The 14,054-nt window shown below is 64.4% G+C and carries 11 protein-coding genes; 6 read left to right on the forward strand and 5 right to left on the reverse strand.

Annotation, left to right across the window (positions count from 1 at the left end):
* Positions 1–228: 228 nt before the first annotated feature.
* Positions 229–1,155 (reverse strand): DUF2493 domain-containing protein, encoded by a 927-nt coding sequence (locus NR193_RS32755; RefSeq protein WP_256754794.1) that lies wholly within the window; start codon positions 1,153–1,155, stop codon positions 229–231.
* A gap of 343 nt (positions 1,156–1,498) precedes the next feature.
* The gene (locus NR193_RS32760) at positions 1,499–2,515 is read right to left on the reverse strand and encodes a toprim domain-containing protein (protein WP_256754795.1); all 1,017 of its coding nucleotides are present in this window, start codon (positions 2,513–2,515) and stop codon (positions 1,499–1,501) included.
* On the opposite strand from NR193_RS32760, the gene NR193_RS32765 reads away from it, so the two are divergent.
* The 5 genes from NR193_RS32765 to NR193_RS32785 all read left to right on the forward strand — a co-directional run bounded on the left by NR193_RS32765 (position 2,452) and on the right by NR193_RS32785 (position 6,773).
* Positions 2,452–3,507 (forward strand): toprim domain-containing protein, encoded by a 1,056-nt coding sequence (locus tag NR193_RS32765; protein WP_256754796.1) that lies wholly within the window; start codon positions 2,452–2,454, stop codon positions 3,505–3,507. The genes NR193_RS32760 and NR193_RS32765 overlap by 64 nt on opposite strands.
* 396 nt (positions 3,508–3,903) lie before the next feature.
* Positions 3,904–4,839: a tyrosine-type recombinase/integrase gene (locus NR193_RS32770; RefSeq protein ID WP_256754797.1), complete on the forward strand. Its 936-nt coding sequence runs from the start codon at positions 3,904–3,906 to the stop codon at positions 4,837–4,839.
* On the forward strand, positions 4,836–5,462 hold the full coding sequence (locus NR193_RS32775) for a site-specific integrase (protein WP_256754798.1): 627 nt from the start codon (positions 4,836–4,838) through the stop codon (positions 5,460–5,462). The genes NR193_RS32770 and NR193_RS32775 overlap by 4 nt, the downstream gene beginning before the upstream one ends.
* Entirely contained in the window at positions 5,411–5,785 is a 375-nt protein-coding gene (locus tag NR193_RS32780; protein WP_256754804.1) for a tyrosine-type recombinase/integrase, read from the forward strand. The genes NR193_RS32775 and NR193_RS32780 overlap by 52 nt, the downstream gene beginning before the upstream one ends.
* On the forward strand, positions 5,778–6,773 hold the full coding sequence (locus NR193_RS32785) for a tyrosine-type recombinase/integrase (protein ID WP_256754799.1): 996 nt from the start codon (positions 5,778–5,780) through the stop codon (positions 6,771–6,773). Before NR193_RS32780 ends, NR193_RS32785 begins: the two co-directional genes overlap by 8 nt.
* Before the next feature lie 231 nt (positions 6,774–7,004).
* On the opposite strand, the gene NR193_RS32790 is transcribed toward NR193_RS32785, so the two are convergent.
* Positions 7,005–8,375 carry an FAD-binding oxidoreductase gene (locus NR193_RS32790; RefSeq protein ID WP_256754800.1) on the reverse strand — a complete coding sequence of 457 codons (1,371 nt, stop codon included), beginning with the start codon at positions 8,373–8,375 and terminating at the stop codon, positions 7,005–7,007.
* 105 nt (positions 8,376–8,480) lie between these two features.
* On the opposite strand from NR193_RS32790, the gene NR193_RS32795 reads away from it, so the two are divergent.
* Positions 8,481–9,383 (forward strand): LysR substrate-binding domain-containing protein, encoded by a 903-nt coding sequence (locus NR193_RS32795; RefSeq protein WP_256754801.1) that lies wholly within the window; start codon positions 8,481–8,483, stop codon positions 9,381–9,383.
* Positions 9,384–9,614: 231 nt separating this feature from the next.
* On the opposite strand, the gene NR193_RS32800 is transcribed toward NR193_RS32795, so the two are convergent.
* Complete coding sequence (locus NR193_RS32800) at positions 9,615–10,682, reverse strand: toprim domain-containing protein (protein WP_256754802.1); 1,068 nt, start codon at positions 10,680–10,682, stop codon at positions 9,615–9,617.
* A 298-nt stretch (positions 10,683–10,980) separates the two neighbouring features.
* The coding region (locus NR193_RS32810; RefSeq protein ID WP_256754803.1) for a strawberry notch family protein at positions 10,981–14,054 on the reverse strand (3,074 nt) is incomplete at its 5' end.

Genomic DNA, 14,054 nt, shown 5'->3' on the forward strand with positions numbered 1-14,054 from the left:
ACTTCAGGAGCAATTCAATGGCGATGGCGATGGCGTGAAGGGCCGCATTGTGCCTCCCTAGATCCGCCGCCCGGTCAGCGCCATCGAGGTGGGCGGCGGCATTGCGCAAGAAGGTGTCGGCAAGCGCGATGTCCGGCGTGAAGCTTCCGGGAAAGGATACGAGCGACATGGCTTGAAGAATGCCGTGCCTCCCGGCTATTTATAGGAGGGCGTAGGCTCCGACGGCGCTTACGCGCCACCGTTTCCGAGCCGATAGACCGGGATGCCGAGCTTGCGGGCCTTATCCGCGAGGTTCTCCTGAATGCCGGTGCCCGGAAAGATGATGACGCCGATCGGCATGACCGCCAACATCTGGTCGTTGCGCTTAAAGGGAGCGGCCTTGGCATGTTTGGTCCAGTCGGGCTTGAAGGCGACCTGCGGCACCTTGCGATGATCGGCCCAGCGGGCGGCGATCTTTTCGGCGCCTTTCGGTGATCCGCCGTGCATCAGCACCATGTCGGGGTGCTTGGCGCGGATTTGGTCGAGCTTTGCCCAGATCAGCGTGTGATCAGCGGTATCGCCGCCGGAGAATGCGATCTTGGAGCCGGCGGGCACCATGACCTCGGTTTCCGCGCGCCGCTTGGCGGCGAGGAAGTCGCGGCTATCGATCATTGCGGCGGTGAGATGGTGGTGGTTGACCATCGACCCCGTGCGCGGTCGCCAGGCCGAACCGATGTGCTGCTCGTAGTGGTCGGCGGCCTGGTCACGCATGAACTCGAAGGCGTCGCGCCGTTCGATCATGGTCTGGCCCTGGGCGGTGAGTGTCTCGAGTTCAACCGCCTTGATCTCGCTGCCGTCCTGTTCGCGCTGCAGGCGGCGCTGGGCCTGCTCGTTGTCGTCCAGTTGCCGCTCGATCCGTTGTACAGCTCGGTGGAAGACATTGGTGACGGACCAGAGGAGGTCATCGAGGTCGGGTTCGAGGCGCGTGTCGATCAGGGTGGCGATGAGGGCGTCAAAGATGTCGACCACGGCTCCGGCCACGTGGTCGCCACCGGGGAGCGGTCGCGGATCGGGCTCGTCCGCAAATGGGCGCCAGCCATAGAGCTGGAGTTCGGTGAGGAGGTGATCGGTCGGAGAAGCGGCGTGGTGCGGTTCGGTGTCGCCGTGCTCGCTCATGGGGATGCTCCCGTCGGTTTGACCGCGACCCTCGCGGCCTTCATGGCGACGAGAGCCCACGGGCGGGACGGTCCGACACCCGCAGCGAAGCGGAGGGCCGAAGCGCAGCGGAGGATGGCGGCGGCCGGCTATTTTGCCTCGCGATGGAAAGGCGTCGCGACCAATCGCTGCCATTCGCGCGTAGTCGCGCGCCGCCGGAAAATGGTCGGCCGCCGCCATTGCCTGGCCGGCCAGTTCGTGGGCCCGATCGCCCTCTCGAAGGCCGGGTCGCGGTTCTCTGCCGGCGGGCCACGCATCCATGCGGCGCAGCCGGCACGGTGCGCCGCGCGCTCCCCCTCACGGCTCATGCCGCCTTTGTCAGATAGCGGATGCGATCTTTGCGCGTGAGCTGGTCCGCAATCGAGGCCCGGAAGGCGGCAAGTCCGAAATGGCGGAGGTCTTCGTTGAAGTCCTCCGTCTCCGGCGACAGCACGATTGCCTCGATTCCGGCGTCCGTCGCGCGCTCGAGCAGGCTGTCTCGGGCACCGTCACCGGCCGGATCGTTGTCGCGAATGACATAGAGCCGCCGCAGGTTCGGAGGGAACAGGATGGCGGCAAGATGGGCTGCCGAGAGTGCCGCAGCCATCGCCATGTCGGGCAAGGCGCATCTGAGCGATAGCGTCGTCTCGATGCCTTCGCCTGCCGCCATGACGCTGCCGGGTAGGCCGAAGCGGACGGCGTTACCGAGAAGGTCACCCATTGCCCTACGCGGCGTGTCGACGAGTGCCTTGCCGGCGCCGTCCAGTGCGAGCCAGGTGCGGTGCGCGCCGGTCAGATGTCCATCCAGATCGGTAACGGCGGCAATCATCGCCGGCCAGGTCTCGGTCGGTCCATGATCGTCGGGCCGGTAGTAGCAGCGCGGATGGAACCGCAGCGATCCGGTGCCGTACAAAGTCGTAATGCTACGTCCACGCAAATACGTTTCCACGAGGGTGCCGATAATGGGCTTCGACATGGCGACCAGTCGGCTAGCTGCTTCCGGAGATCCAATGGGGACCTGCGTGATCGGCTCGGCCGGTCGGGGTGGCATGGCATCTGGCATAGCGAGAAACACGCGCGCCTCGTCGGCGACGTCCCGGAAGTTGACCAGTCCGAGGGATTCGCGGATGACATCGAGCAGGTCGCCATGCTCGCCGGTAGCGGCGTCGGTCTTATGTTGAACTGAACATAAGGCCGAATATGTTGCGCCGAAGATTATGTTGCGTGCTCGCGACTTGGCGCTGTCCCGCAGGGAATCGGCAGCTTCTACGCAACATAATGTCAGCGCGCGGGAGGTGTCGTGATGCCCGCGACGCTTCCGAACTGTCTCGCCGCCTGGCATGCCACGCAGAGGCGGTCTGCCGGCACTACCTGTCCAATGGTCGACGCCAAGGCTGCTACTGGACGGTGGGCGATGTGCGCAACACGCCCGGCCGATCGATGTTTGTCCGGCTCAGCGGGCCGGAATCCGGTCCCGGCGCCGCCGGGCATTGGACCGATGCCGCCTCAGCCGAATATGGCGATCTCCTCGACGTTATCCGCGAGAGCTGCGGTCTCGTCGATTTCCACGACGTCGCCGAGGAGGCGCGGCGCTTTCTGAGCCTGCCGCGCGCCGAACCGCACGGTGCCCCAAAGCCCGTTCGCACACCTGTTCCCGCCGGATCGCCCGAAGCGGCGCTACGGCTCTTCGCCATGTCGCAGCCGATCCGCCGGACGCTCGTCGAGGCCTACCTACGCAACCGCGGCGTCAGGAACTTGCGCGACGCGGGCAGCCTGCGATTCCATCCGCGCTGCTACTATCGACCTGAGGGCGACGGCCCGACCGAGACATGGCCGGCGATGGTCGCTGCCGTCACCGATCTCGAAGGGAGGATCACCGGCGCGCATCGTACCTGGCTGGCCCGCAACGGTTCCGGCAAGGCACCGGTCGACACGCCGCGCCGCGCCATGGGCGGTCTCCTCGGCCATGCCGTCCGCTTTGGCGCGGCCGTCGACGTCCTAGCGGTCGGCGAAGGCATCGAGACGATGCTGTCGCTGCGCTGTGCGCTGCCTGCCATGCCGATGGCTGCCGCGCTCTCGGCCAACCACCTTGCCGCCCTTCTGCTCCCGTCGACGCTGCGTCGGCTCTACATCGCCCGCGACGCCGACGCCGCGGGCGACACGGCGTTCGCGGCATTGACCGAACGTGCTGAAGCAGCGGGCATTGAGGCGCTTGCTCTATCTCCGCGGATGGGCGACTTCAACGAGGACCTGCGTGCATTCGGCATCCGCGCGCTCCGGCGGACATTGCGCATCCAGCTCGCGCCACAGGATGGCTGCTTTAATTACAGATGATTGAGCGCCCCTCTACGCAGCAGGGCTTTTATCACGGTGCTCGGTGCGAAAGCTTGTTGCCTCCATCAACATGGAGGCACAAGGATGTTTGAAGCAATCTTCTTCCCTCGAACTGCAGAGAGATATCGAGCAGCACCGCTGTCTGAACCGCGCGCGCAGTACCTTCGACACCTGAATGAACTCGGCGCTTGCCGAACAACCTTACGCAAAAATGCGAACGATCAACTCAGTCTGGTCCGATTACTGGATTTGCGAGAGGGCGTCCGGGTCAGCATTCCCCAAATAGAAGCCGCAGCAGCAATCTGAGCGCTGCCAAAAGGCCACAGATATGCACGGGGAGATTCGCCCAAGGCGAGAACTCGCTTTGCCAGTCGCGGAATCCAATGGCTGCGATTCTTGGGGTGGCTCGACGAGCCCGAGCATAAGCATCACCCACATCATGCAGAGATCGTGATCTTTGAGAGATGGCTGCGCCAGGAGCGCGGCCTCTCCAACGCGACCGTGCAAGCCTACTGCGCCGCCGCCGACCACTTCTTCTTCTGGTCGGCTGGAAAGGGTGTTGCCTTGAACGCCATCCAGATGACCGACATCGACGATGTCATTGCGGCAGAACGTAAGCGAGGGGTCTGGAAGCGCCGATCAATACACGACTACGCTCAGCGTCTGAGGGCGTTCTTCCTGTTTGCCGAAACGCGCGGCTGGTGCCGCGCCGGGCTGGCTGCGGGGATCATCGCGCCCCGCTTTATGGCCGATGAGACAGTACCGAAAGGACTCGGGCGCGAGGATGTTCTGCGCCTGCTGGCTTCTGTCGTGGGGGATCGAGCGGTCGACAAGCGCGACAGGGCGATCCTGACGCTTCTCATCGCCTATGGCCTGCGGGCTGGGGAAGTCCGCGGCCTGCAACTGGACGATCTGGACTGGGAGAACGAGATGCTCCGCGTCCGCTGCCCGAAGCCCGGTCGGACCCATCTCTGGCCGCTGTCGCATGAGGTCGGACATGCCATCCTGGGCTACATACGGGAGGCACGGCCATCTGGCTTCGGGCGCAGCCTCTTCTTCGCAGTTCACGCGCCGATCCGACCGCTTGGCAGAACAGCTTTGGGCAAGATGGTTCGTGATCGGCTGGCCGGCATTGGCATCGTCTCCGGCCGAAGAGGTACGCATGTCTTGCGGCATGCGGCAGCCCAGCATCTTCTGGATCAGGGCATGTCGATGAAGGTGATCGGGGACTTTCTCGGGCACCGCGACCCATCCTCCACCGCGATCTACGCAAAGGTCAATCTCGCGGCACTTCGCGAGGTGGCGGCTCTCGATCTGGAGGGCCTGGCATGACGTTGCGCGAGGCTATCGAGCAATACATCCTCTGGCGACAGGCCCACGGCGCCAAGTTCAGGACCGGGGCGAACCTCCTACGTCACTTCCTCAAATATGCGGACGGAGATGACACCTGCGACGTGGTGACCACGACCAAGATTCTGGCCTTTCTGGCAGGCAAAGGGCCACTGGCTCGCCATCGCGAGAACAAGTATTACGTGCTTGCAGGCTTCTGGCGCCATGCTATCAGCCGTGGCCATGCGACTTGCTCGCCGTTGCCGAACAGCGAACCGAAATCGCCGCCCCGAAAACCACCTTACATCTACTCGCACGAAGAGCTGCGGCGGCTCCTTGACCCGGCAACCCTGGAGAGCGTCCGGCGCGGTGCGGTTCAGTTCGACGCAGTGACATTCCGGACTCTGCTTCTTCTGCTTTACGGAGCCGGATTGCGCTTTAGTGAAGCGACAGGTCTTACATTCGCGGACGTGGATCTGGCGGAACACATCCTGACCATATGCGCCACGAAGTTCTACAAGAGCCGTCTGGTTCCGATCGGACCGCAACTTGCAACGGTGCTGACTAACTACTGCTGCTACGGCGGCACGGCGAGCTTGCCCAAGGCGAGACTTCCTTCCTTCTAGCGAATCGGGACGGCACACGACTCGCCAGCAGCACTGTTCAGGCAGCATTCGGCGCGTTGCGGCGTATCGCTGAGGTCCATCGTACGGCAAGCGGGCGACAGGTCCCGCGCATGCACGATCTCCGGCACAGCTTCGCGGTTCACAGCCTGACTGCCTGGTATCGCCGGGGAGCGGACGTGCAACGATTGATACCCGTACTCTCCACCTATCTTGGCCATTCCGATCTGGAGGGAACAAAGGTCTATCTGTCGATGACCCCGGAGCTCTTGCAGCAGGCGTCGCTGCGGTTTGCTCGCTATGCGGAATGGGGCCAGCATGCCTGAACTCGTAACCCTTGGCCCCTGGCTTCGACGCTTCCTGTGCGAATATATCGTCACTGAACGCAATCTCGCCCGGAATACCCGCAAGAGCTACCGGGACACCTTCAGCCTTCTTCTGCCCTTCGTCAGCCGCAAGCTGCGCAAGCCCGTGGATCGGCTGGCTGTGCACGATCTCAGCTCCCGGCTTGTGCTGCAGTTCCTTACACATCTCGAGGAAGATCGCGGATGCTCTGCCCGGACCCGCAATCAGAGGCTTGCCGCCATCCGGGCATTTGCCCGCTTCATCGACAGCCGGGATCCGGCCCATGTCGAATGGTGCGGCCACATCCGAGCCATCGCATCGAAGAAATCCATGTCGACACCTGTCGGATGGCTAACCAGGTCCGAAATGGAGGCCATGCTCGCCGTACCCGATCGCAATACCAAGCGCGGCCGCAGGGAGTACGCCCTTCTGCTGTTTCTCTACAACACCGGGGCGCGTGTCTCCGAGGCTACGCAAGTGAAGGTGCGCGATCTGCAAATCGGGGGCGGGAATGGCGGTTATGATCTTGCCAGCCTGCACGGAAAAGGCGGCAAGACGCGCCAGTGCCCACTGTGGCCGGAAACCGAACGAGTTCTGGCAGACGAGATTCTCGGTCGTTCGGTCGATGGCCCGGTATTTGTCAGCAGGCTCGGAACGCCTTTTACTCGCTTCGGCGTCTATCGCCTTATAGAGCGTTGCGCGGCCGGGGTGCCGGAATTGGCTGACAGAACGATAACCCCGCATGTGATCCGGCATACGACAGCCTGCCACCTGGTTCTCGCTGGCGTGGACATCAACACCATCCGCGCTTGGCTCGGCCACGTCTCGATCAGCACCACCAACATCTATGCCGAAATAGACCTCACACTGAAGGCGAACGCCGTAGCTCTTTGTGAAGTTGGTCAGACACGTCCCGCTCGCTCATGGAAGGAGGACAAGGACCTCATGGCCTTTCTGAAATCGTTGTGAGTCAGGAGGTATGTTGCAGCGCCCTTCGAAAGCGGAATGGCAGGTTCGAGGCTTGGGTCGTCAGAAGTGGTGACCTTCAGACCGGCGCGGGCATTGAAGTGGTCTGACCCCAAGCCTGACCTTTGCGCGCTGTTGGGGAATTAAGCAGCGTGGGGACAATGTCGCAGCCCCGCTGACGCCGCGAATACCGGGTTGGGCAGGGTAACAACCAGCGGCGAGATGGAACGGTCGTTACAAACGCACCGCCGGGATGTTCTGGTTCCCCGAGAATACGTTGTCGGGATCGTAGGCCGCCTTCAATTCTGACAGCCGCGTCCAGTTCACGCCATAGGCGGCGCGAACTCGGGCCGGCCCCTCGTCTCCGAGGTTGTTGACATAGACGCCTCCGGTCGAAAATGGCGCAAGTGCCGCACACACGTCGCGGACCCAGGCGGCATGCGCAGCATCTTCTGCGGGATCGTCCCAAATTGCGACTGGGAAGCAGTCGAACTGGGCGTCGCGGTTGACATAGGCTGTCGCGCCGACCGGCACGCGAGCGATTGCGCCGCCAACCTGCTGGAACACCATCAAGGCATCGGATGAGGCTGCTCGCGGGTAATGGTCTAGCAGTACGTCGATCGCTTCGTCCGGGAGGTCGCGCATGAACTGCGCCCTCCAGAAGTAGCGCCGCCCCTTGGGAAAGGTGGCGTCGCCTCCTGTCTGCACCTGCCGGTAGGGCAGCCTTGCCAGACGCGGCTGCGCGCCCAGCTTCTCGGCGCCGTTTAGAAGCGGCGCCAGCATCCGCCGCGCCCGTTCCGTGGGTCCGGCATGGAAAACCGAGATGCCGAACATGCGCTCGCCGTCCAAGGTGAAGAGTGCCCCGTCTATGTTCAAATCGTCCGGCGCGGTGACGGCAAAGTTCCAGAACAATCGGACCGCCTCTCGCGCGCGGAGCCATGGAAAGGCGATCGAACCGGACACCACCTCCGTGCCGATCGGGTGCAGTTGGTACTCGAATGCGGTAACGATTCCAAAATTGCCGCCGCCGCCTCTGAGACCCCAGAAGAGGTCTGCATTCTCTCCGGCGGAAGCGCGCAGTACCTGCCCGTCGGCGGTGACGACCTCGGCTGCGATCAGGTTGTCACAGGCCAACCCGAACCGCCGCCCCAGCTTGCCGAAACCTCCGCCCAGCGTCAGCCCGGCGATGCCGGTGGTCCCATTCACCCCCATGGTGGTGGCCAGCCCTAAGGTCTGCGTTGCGCCGTCGAACTCAGCCAGGGTTAGGCCCGCATCGGACAGGATCGTGCGGCGCCGTTCGTCGATCACGCGGTTCTTCATGCGCGACAGGTCGATCACAAGGCCACCCTCGACGACTGCCTTCCCAGCGACATTGTGTCCGCCGCTACGGACCGAGACCGGCAGGTTCGCCTCCCGTGCCTCGCATAGGGACGCCACAACGTCCGAAATGCAAAGGCAATACGCGATGGCTGCGGGGTGTTTGTCGACCGCTCCGTTCCAGACGCGGCGCGACTGCTCGTAGGCCGCATCGCCCGGCAGCACCAACTCGCCCTTAAGCCGGCCCGCTACCCGTGCGATACCGCCGCTGTCGAAGTCCTTGGTCATCGCCACTTCCCTCCGCTTTCGCGGCCGATAGTTCCACGTTGCGGTGCCGGCATCAAAATCGAAGAAATCAGGTGAAGGGTGAATTGGATTCATCTACTTTGCGCTATGGCACGATTGCCGCCTCTAAATGCGCTCCGCGCCTTCGAAAGCGCTGCCCGGCATCTGAGCTTCCGGGCGGCGGCGGCTGAACTCGGCGTCACGCCGACGGCGATCAGCCATCAGATCAAGCTCCTGGAAGGCAGCTGCGGCCAGCCGCTGTTCCGCCGCCGTCCCCGCCCGCTTGGCCTCACCCCGGCTGGAGAAGCTCTGTTCCCGGTCTTACACCGCGGCTTCGACTCCTTCACCGCCGCTTTCGAGGACCTGTCAGCTGCCACCCGCCGCCAACCGCTGCGAGTGACAGTCCCGAACGCCTTCGCTGGCCGCTGGCTGGTACCTCGGCTACCAAAGTGGCGAGAACTCTATCCGGCTGCGCCTCTGGAGATCATTGGCGCCGACCGAGTGTTGGACCTCGACAAGGGGGAGGCGGACGTGGCGATCCGCTATGCGAGAAATCGGCCACAGGGCCATTCGGCCCAAGAGCTGTTCCGTGACGGATACGCGCCTATTTGCCGGCCGTCGCTCCTGCCAGGCGGCCGCCCAGCCGCCACTGCCGTCGAACTAGCTGGCCTGCCGCGCATCCACTACGACTGGATGCGTTCGGATGCCGAGACCCCGACCTGGCGTCGATGGTGGGCCATGGTGCGAGAGGCTGAGTCCGACGTCACTCCGCCAGATGACTGCGCCCTGAGTTTCCGCGAGGAGGCCCATGCCATCGAGGCCGTGCTTGCTGGTCAGGGCATCGGCATCATGAGCGACGTGATGCTCAGTCCCGAGCTCGCCCGGGGCGAACTTATCCGCGCCCATCCTTTGACCCTTCCGGGTCTCGGCTACTGGCTAACGCATCTGCCCAATCATCCCCGCAAACGCGCAATCGGACAGTTTGCCGACTGGCTGATCAACGCTGTTTGAGCGCAACCGCGATCTCCAGACCTCCAGCGTTGTTCGCTGGCGATGTTTGCTTTCGGGCAACGGCAACGCGACATGAGGCACCTAGAAGCTATCCCTTGTCTGCGTGGACATCCGATTTGGACTCGTCGCATCGATTGCCACCGCTGCCCAAGGGCAGTTCCCATCGCCAGACCGGGGCAGTTCTGATGCCCCCTCGTCGGATCGGCCAGGATGGTCCAGAACCGACATCTGTTACCTCCGTTCTGACTGCTCCCCGGCCCATGAAACAAAGACATCCTGCGGTGCGAGCTGGATGCGCAGTGCCGCCCGAAGCGCGCGGAGGCCGAATGCACGCAGGTCCTCGTTGAAGTCGCCCATCCGGGGAGACAGGGCAAGCGCCTCAATGCCTGCCGCTTCGGCGCGTTCGGTCAATGCCGCGAGCGCCGTGTCGCCCGCGGCGTCTGCGTCGCGAGCGATGTAGAGCCGACGCAGCGCCGGCGGGAGCAGAAGGGCGGCAAGGTGGTTGGCCGAGAGCGCGGCCGCCATCGGCATGGCCGGCAGCGCACAGCGCAGAGACAGCATGGTCTCGATGCCTTCGCCGACCGCAAGGACGTCGTCGGCAGCGCCAAAGCGAACGGCATGGCCCAGGAGACCACCCATCGCCTTCCTTTGGGTGTCGATCGGAGCCTTGCCGAGCCGGACGGCATCGAAGCCGCTGGGGTCGAGCCAGGTCCGATGCGCCCCGGTGATGCGGCCGTCGAGATCAGTGACGGCGGCGATCATCGCCGGCCAGGTCTCGGTCGGCGAATGCTCGTCCGGCCGGTAGTAGCAGCACGGATGGAACCGCAGCGCTCCCGCATCGTGAACAGCCTTGATGCCACGATTGCGCAGGTAGGTGTCGACGAGCGTCCGGCGGATCGGCTGCGACATGGCGAAGAGCCGCTGCGCCGCTTCCGGCGACCCAGCGGGGACGGGCGTACGAACGGGTTTTGGGGCGCCGTGCGGTTCGGCGCGCGGCAGGCTCAGAAAGCGTCGTGCCTCCTCGACGACATCGCGGAAGTCGAACAGACCGCAACTCTCGCGGATCACGTCGAGCAGATCGCCATATTCGGCCGAGGCGGCATCGGTCCAATGCCCGACGGCGCCGGGACCGGATTCCGGCCCGCTGAGCCGCACGAACATCGACCGGCCGGGCGTGTTGCGAACGTCGCCGACCGTCCAGTAGCGGCCCCGGCGCCGCCCATTGGACAGGTAATGGCGGCAGACCGCCTCGGCATCGCGGGCGAGACGACGCGCAAGCTCGGAAGCGTCGCGGGGCATCACGACACCTCCCGCGCGCTGACATTATGTTGCATCGAAGACGTCGATCGTCCGCGGGACAGCGCCCGATCGCGGGGGCGCAACATAACCCTCGACGCAACATATTCGGTCCATTTGCCTGGCGGTCCCTTCGGGGATGGCTGCAGACGCACGAACATAGAGCGACCCGGCGCATTGCGGACGTCGCCGACGGTCCAATAGCTGCCCTGGCGACGGCCATTGGAGAGGTAGTGGCGGCACACCGCCTCGGCATGTTCGCCGAGGCGGTGTGCGAGGTCGGATGCAGCGTGACGCGGAATCATGCAGCCTCCCGCTCGCTGACCCTATCGATTGGGAAGCGGTCGAGCACGCGCTCCAGCACGGCGAGCCCGCTGGCGTCGATCGGCATGAACATCCTGAGCTTCCACGAAATGATCTCGTGGAAGAGACCGTAGGCGGTGAGGCGCTCCCGCATCGTGTCGGTGAACCCCGAAAGTTCGATGCGCCACGCGCCCATGACGCGGCTGCGGCGAAGCTGGAGACCCTCGGCGAGATCGAGGATCGTCCGCCCGTCGATCAGCGCCGCGAGCGCCTGCTCGGGCGATAGCGATGTGACGCCTGTCGCCGTGGCGTTGGCGGCCCAGGCCGGCGAGACACGGCGGCCAATGATGCGCTCGCCCTCGTCGGTCTGAAGTCGATAAACGCGGGTTGACTCGTTTGGCAGACGCTTCCAGATCGGCAACAACAGGCCCGTCACCATGTGCAGCACGGCATCGGTGAACTCGGGAACCTCGGCGACCTCCGCAGTCCATGCTGCGGCGAAAGCTTCACGGTGGGCCTCGACCCAGCGGGTTTCGCCCATAGCCTTGAGCGGCATGTTCTGGCCTTCCATCGGCCGGACCAGGCGCACCCGCCGCTCGACCTCGCCATCGTCGAGCATGATGCTGGTGGTCGGGATCTGCACGGCGGCGCGGCCAGATTGCTCGTTGATCAGTAGCATGGCGCGCGAATCGCGAAGGTGATGGAGCGCCGCATCGAGCGTGATTGGCCGATTGCGCTTGCGTTCGGTGATCGTCAGCAGCCGCGTTTCGCCGCCGGTGCGCGGATTGGTGTAGATCACCTGCCGATCGGTGACGACGAAGTTTTCGGCCTGCAGCGTCTCCAGCCCGGTGTCATAGGTGCCTGACGCGATTGCGCCCTCGATGCGCGCCGCCAGCAGTTGCTCGAAGGCACCGAACAGCACGCCCTGCAGCGCAATGGTCAGTGCGAGCAGGCGATTGAGGAAGGTGGTGATCGGCGGCAACTCGTCCTTGATGCCATTGGCATCCATCAGCTTGAGACCCGTCGCCGCTTCGAAACGCTCGAGCGGGCAGCCCTCGACCTTGCCGCGTACGATCAGCAGATAGAGTTGCCGGAGCGCATCGCGGGCATAGTGGCTTTCCAGATTATCCTCTGGCCGGAACAGGCCCTGGCCACCGGTCTGGCGCTGGCCACGGGTGATCGCGCCCAACGTGTCGAGACGGCGGGCGATCGTCGAGAGGAAGCGCTTTTCCGCCTTCACATTGGTCGAGATCGGCCGGAAGAGTGGCGGCTGCGCCTGATTGGTGCGATGCGTGCGGCCCAGGCCCTGGATCGCGGTGTCGGCCTTCCAGCCGGCTTCGAGCAGATAATGCACACGCAGCCGCGTGTTCCGGGCTGAGAGTTCGGCGTGGTAGCTCCTCCCCGTTCCGCCCGCGTCCGAAAAGACCAGAACGCGCTTCTGGTCATCCATGAAGGCCTGCGTCTCGGCAAGATTGGCTGACCCGGCACGGTTTTCAACGACAAGGCGCTCGCCCTTGCGGACAATGCGGCGCGAGCGACCGGTGACCTCGGCCACGATGTCCACCCCGAAATGCTGGACGATCTGGTCGAGCGCGCCGGGGACAGGCGTCAAGCTGGCGAGTTTGGCGATCAGCTCGTCGCGCCGAGCGACCGCCTCGCGGCTCTGGACGGGCTGGCCATCGCGGTAGACCGGCCGAGACGACAGATTGCCTTCGGAGTCGGTGAAGGGCTCATAGAGCTGCACGGGGAAGGAATGGGCGAGATAGTCGAGGATGTATTCGCGCGGCGTGATGTCGATGCGAACATCGTTCCATTCCTCAGTCGGCAGCTCGGCCAGCCGCCGTTCCATGAGCGCCTCGCCCGTCGAGACGATCTGGACAACGGTCGCATGGCCCTCCTCCAGATCGCGGGTGATGGAGCGGATCAGGGTCGGCGTCTTCATGCTGGTCAACAAATGCCCGAAGAAGCGCTGCTTGGCGCTTTCAAAGGCGCTGAGCGCGGCCGACTTGGCCTGGGCATTGAGCGTGCCGGTGCTGCCGGTGATGTTGGCCGCCTGCATCGCCGCATCGAGATTGTTATGGATGATGCCGAAGGCGCCGGCATAGGCATCGTAGATGCGGATCTGTTCCGGCGTCAGCTCATGCTCGATCAGCTCGTATTCGACGCCGTTGAAGGAAAGCGAGCGAGCGGTATAGAGGCCGAGCGCGCGGAGGTCGCGCGCCAGCACTTCCATAGCCGCGACGCCGCCGGCCTCAATCGCCTCGACGAAGTCCGCCCGCGTCGAGAACGGAAAAAGCTCGCCGCCCCAGAGGCCGAGCCGCTGGGCATAGGCGAGATTGTGAACGGTGGTGGCGCCGGTGGCCGAGACATAGACGATGCGGGCATTCGGCAGCGCGTGCTGCAGCCGCAGGCCGGCACGGCCCTGCTGGGAGGGAGCGGCATCGCCCCGTTCGCTCTTGCCGCCGGCGGCATTCTGCATGGCGTGGGCTTCGTCGAAGATGATGACCCCATCGAAATCCGGACCCAACCATTCGACGATTTGTTTGACCCGCGAAACCTTCTCGCCGCGATCGTCGGAGCGTAGCGTGGCATAGGTGGTGAATAGGATGCCTTCCGCCAGCGTGACCGGCCTGCCCTGCGGGAAGCGGGAGAGCGGGGTGACCAGCAAGCGCTCCATGCCGAGCGCGGACCAGTCGCGCTGCGCATCCTCGATGAGCTTGTCGGACTTGGAGATCCAGACCGCCTTACGACGGCCCTGCATCCAATTGTCTAGGATTGCGGCGGCGGATTCGCGGCCCTTGCCTACACCCGTACCGTCGCCGATCATGAAGCCTTGCCGGAAGCGCACGGCACCCGCGGTGTCATCGGCCGCGGCGCTAACCACGTCAAAGGTATCGTCGAGCGTCCCCGCGCCGGCGAGATACTCGGCGTGAGCCTCGCCGGCATAGATGACGGTCTCGAGCTGCGCGTCCGACAGCAGGTCAAGGACGTTCTTCGGCAGGCGCGGCCGGTAGCTCGGCTTGGGTGGCGCCACCGAGGCCATGGCCGCCGATTGAACGAGCTGGGTGGGGT

The organism is Mesorhizobium sp. Mes31, from assembly GCF_024519675.1.
GTDB lineage: Bacteria > Pseudomonadota > Alphaproteobacteria > Rhizobiales > Rhizobiaceae > Mesorhizobium.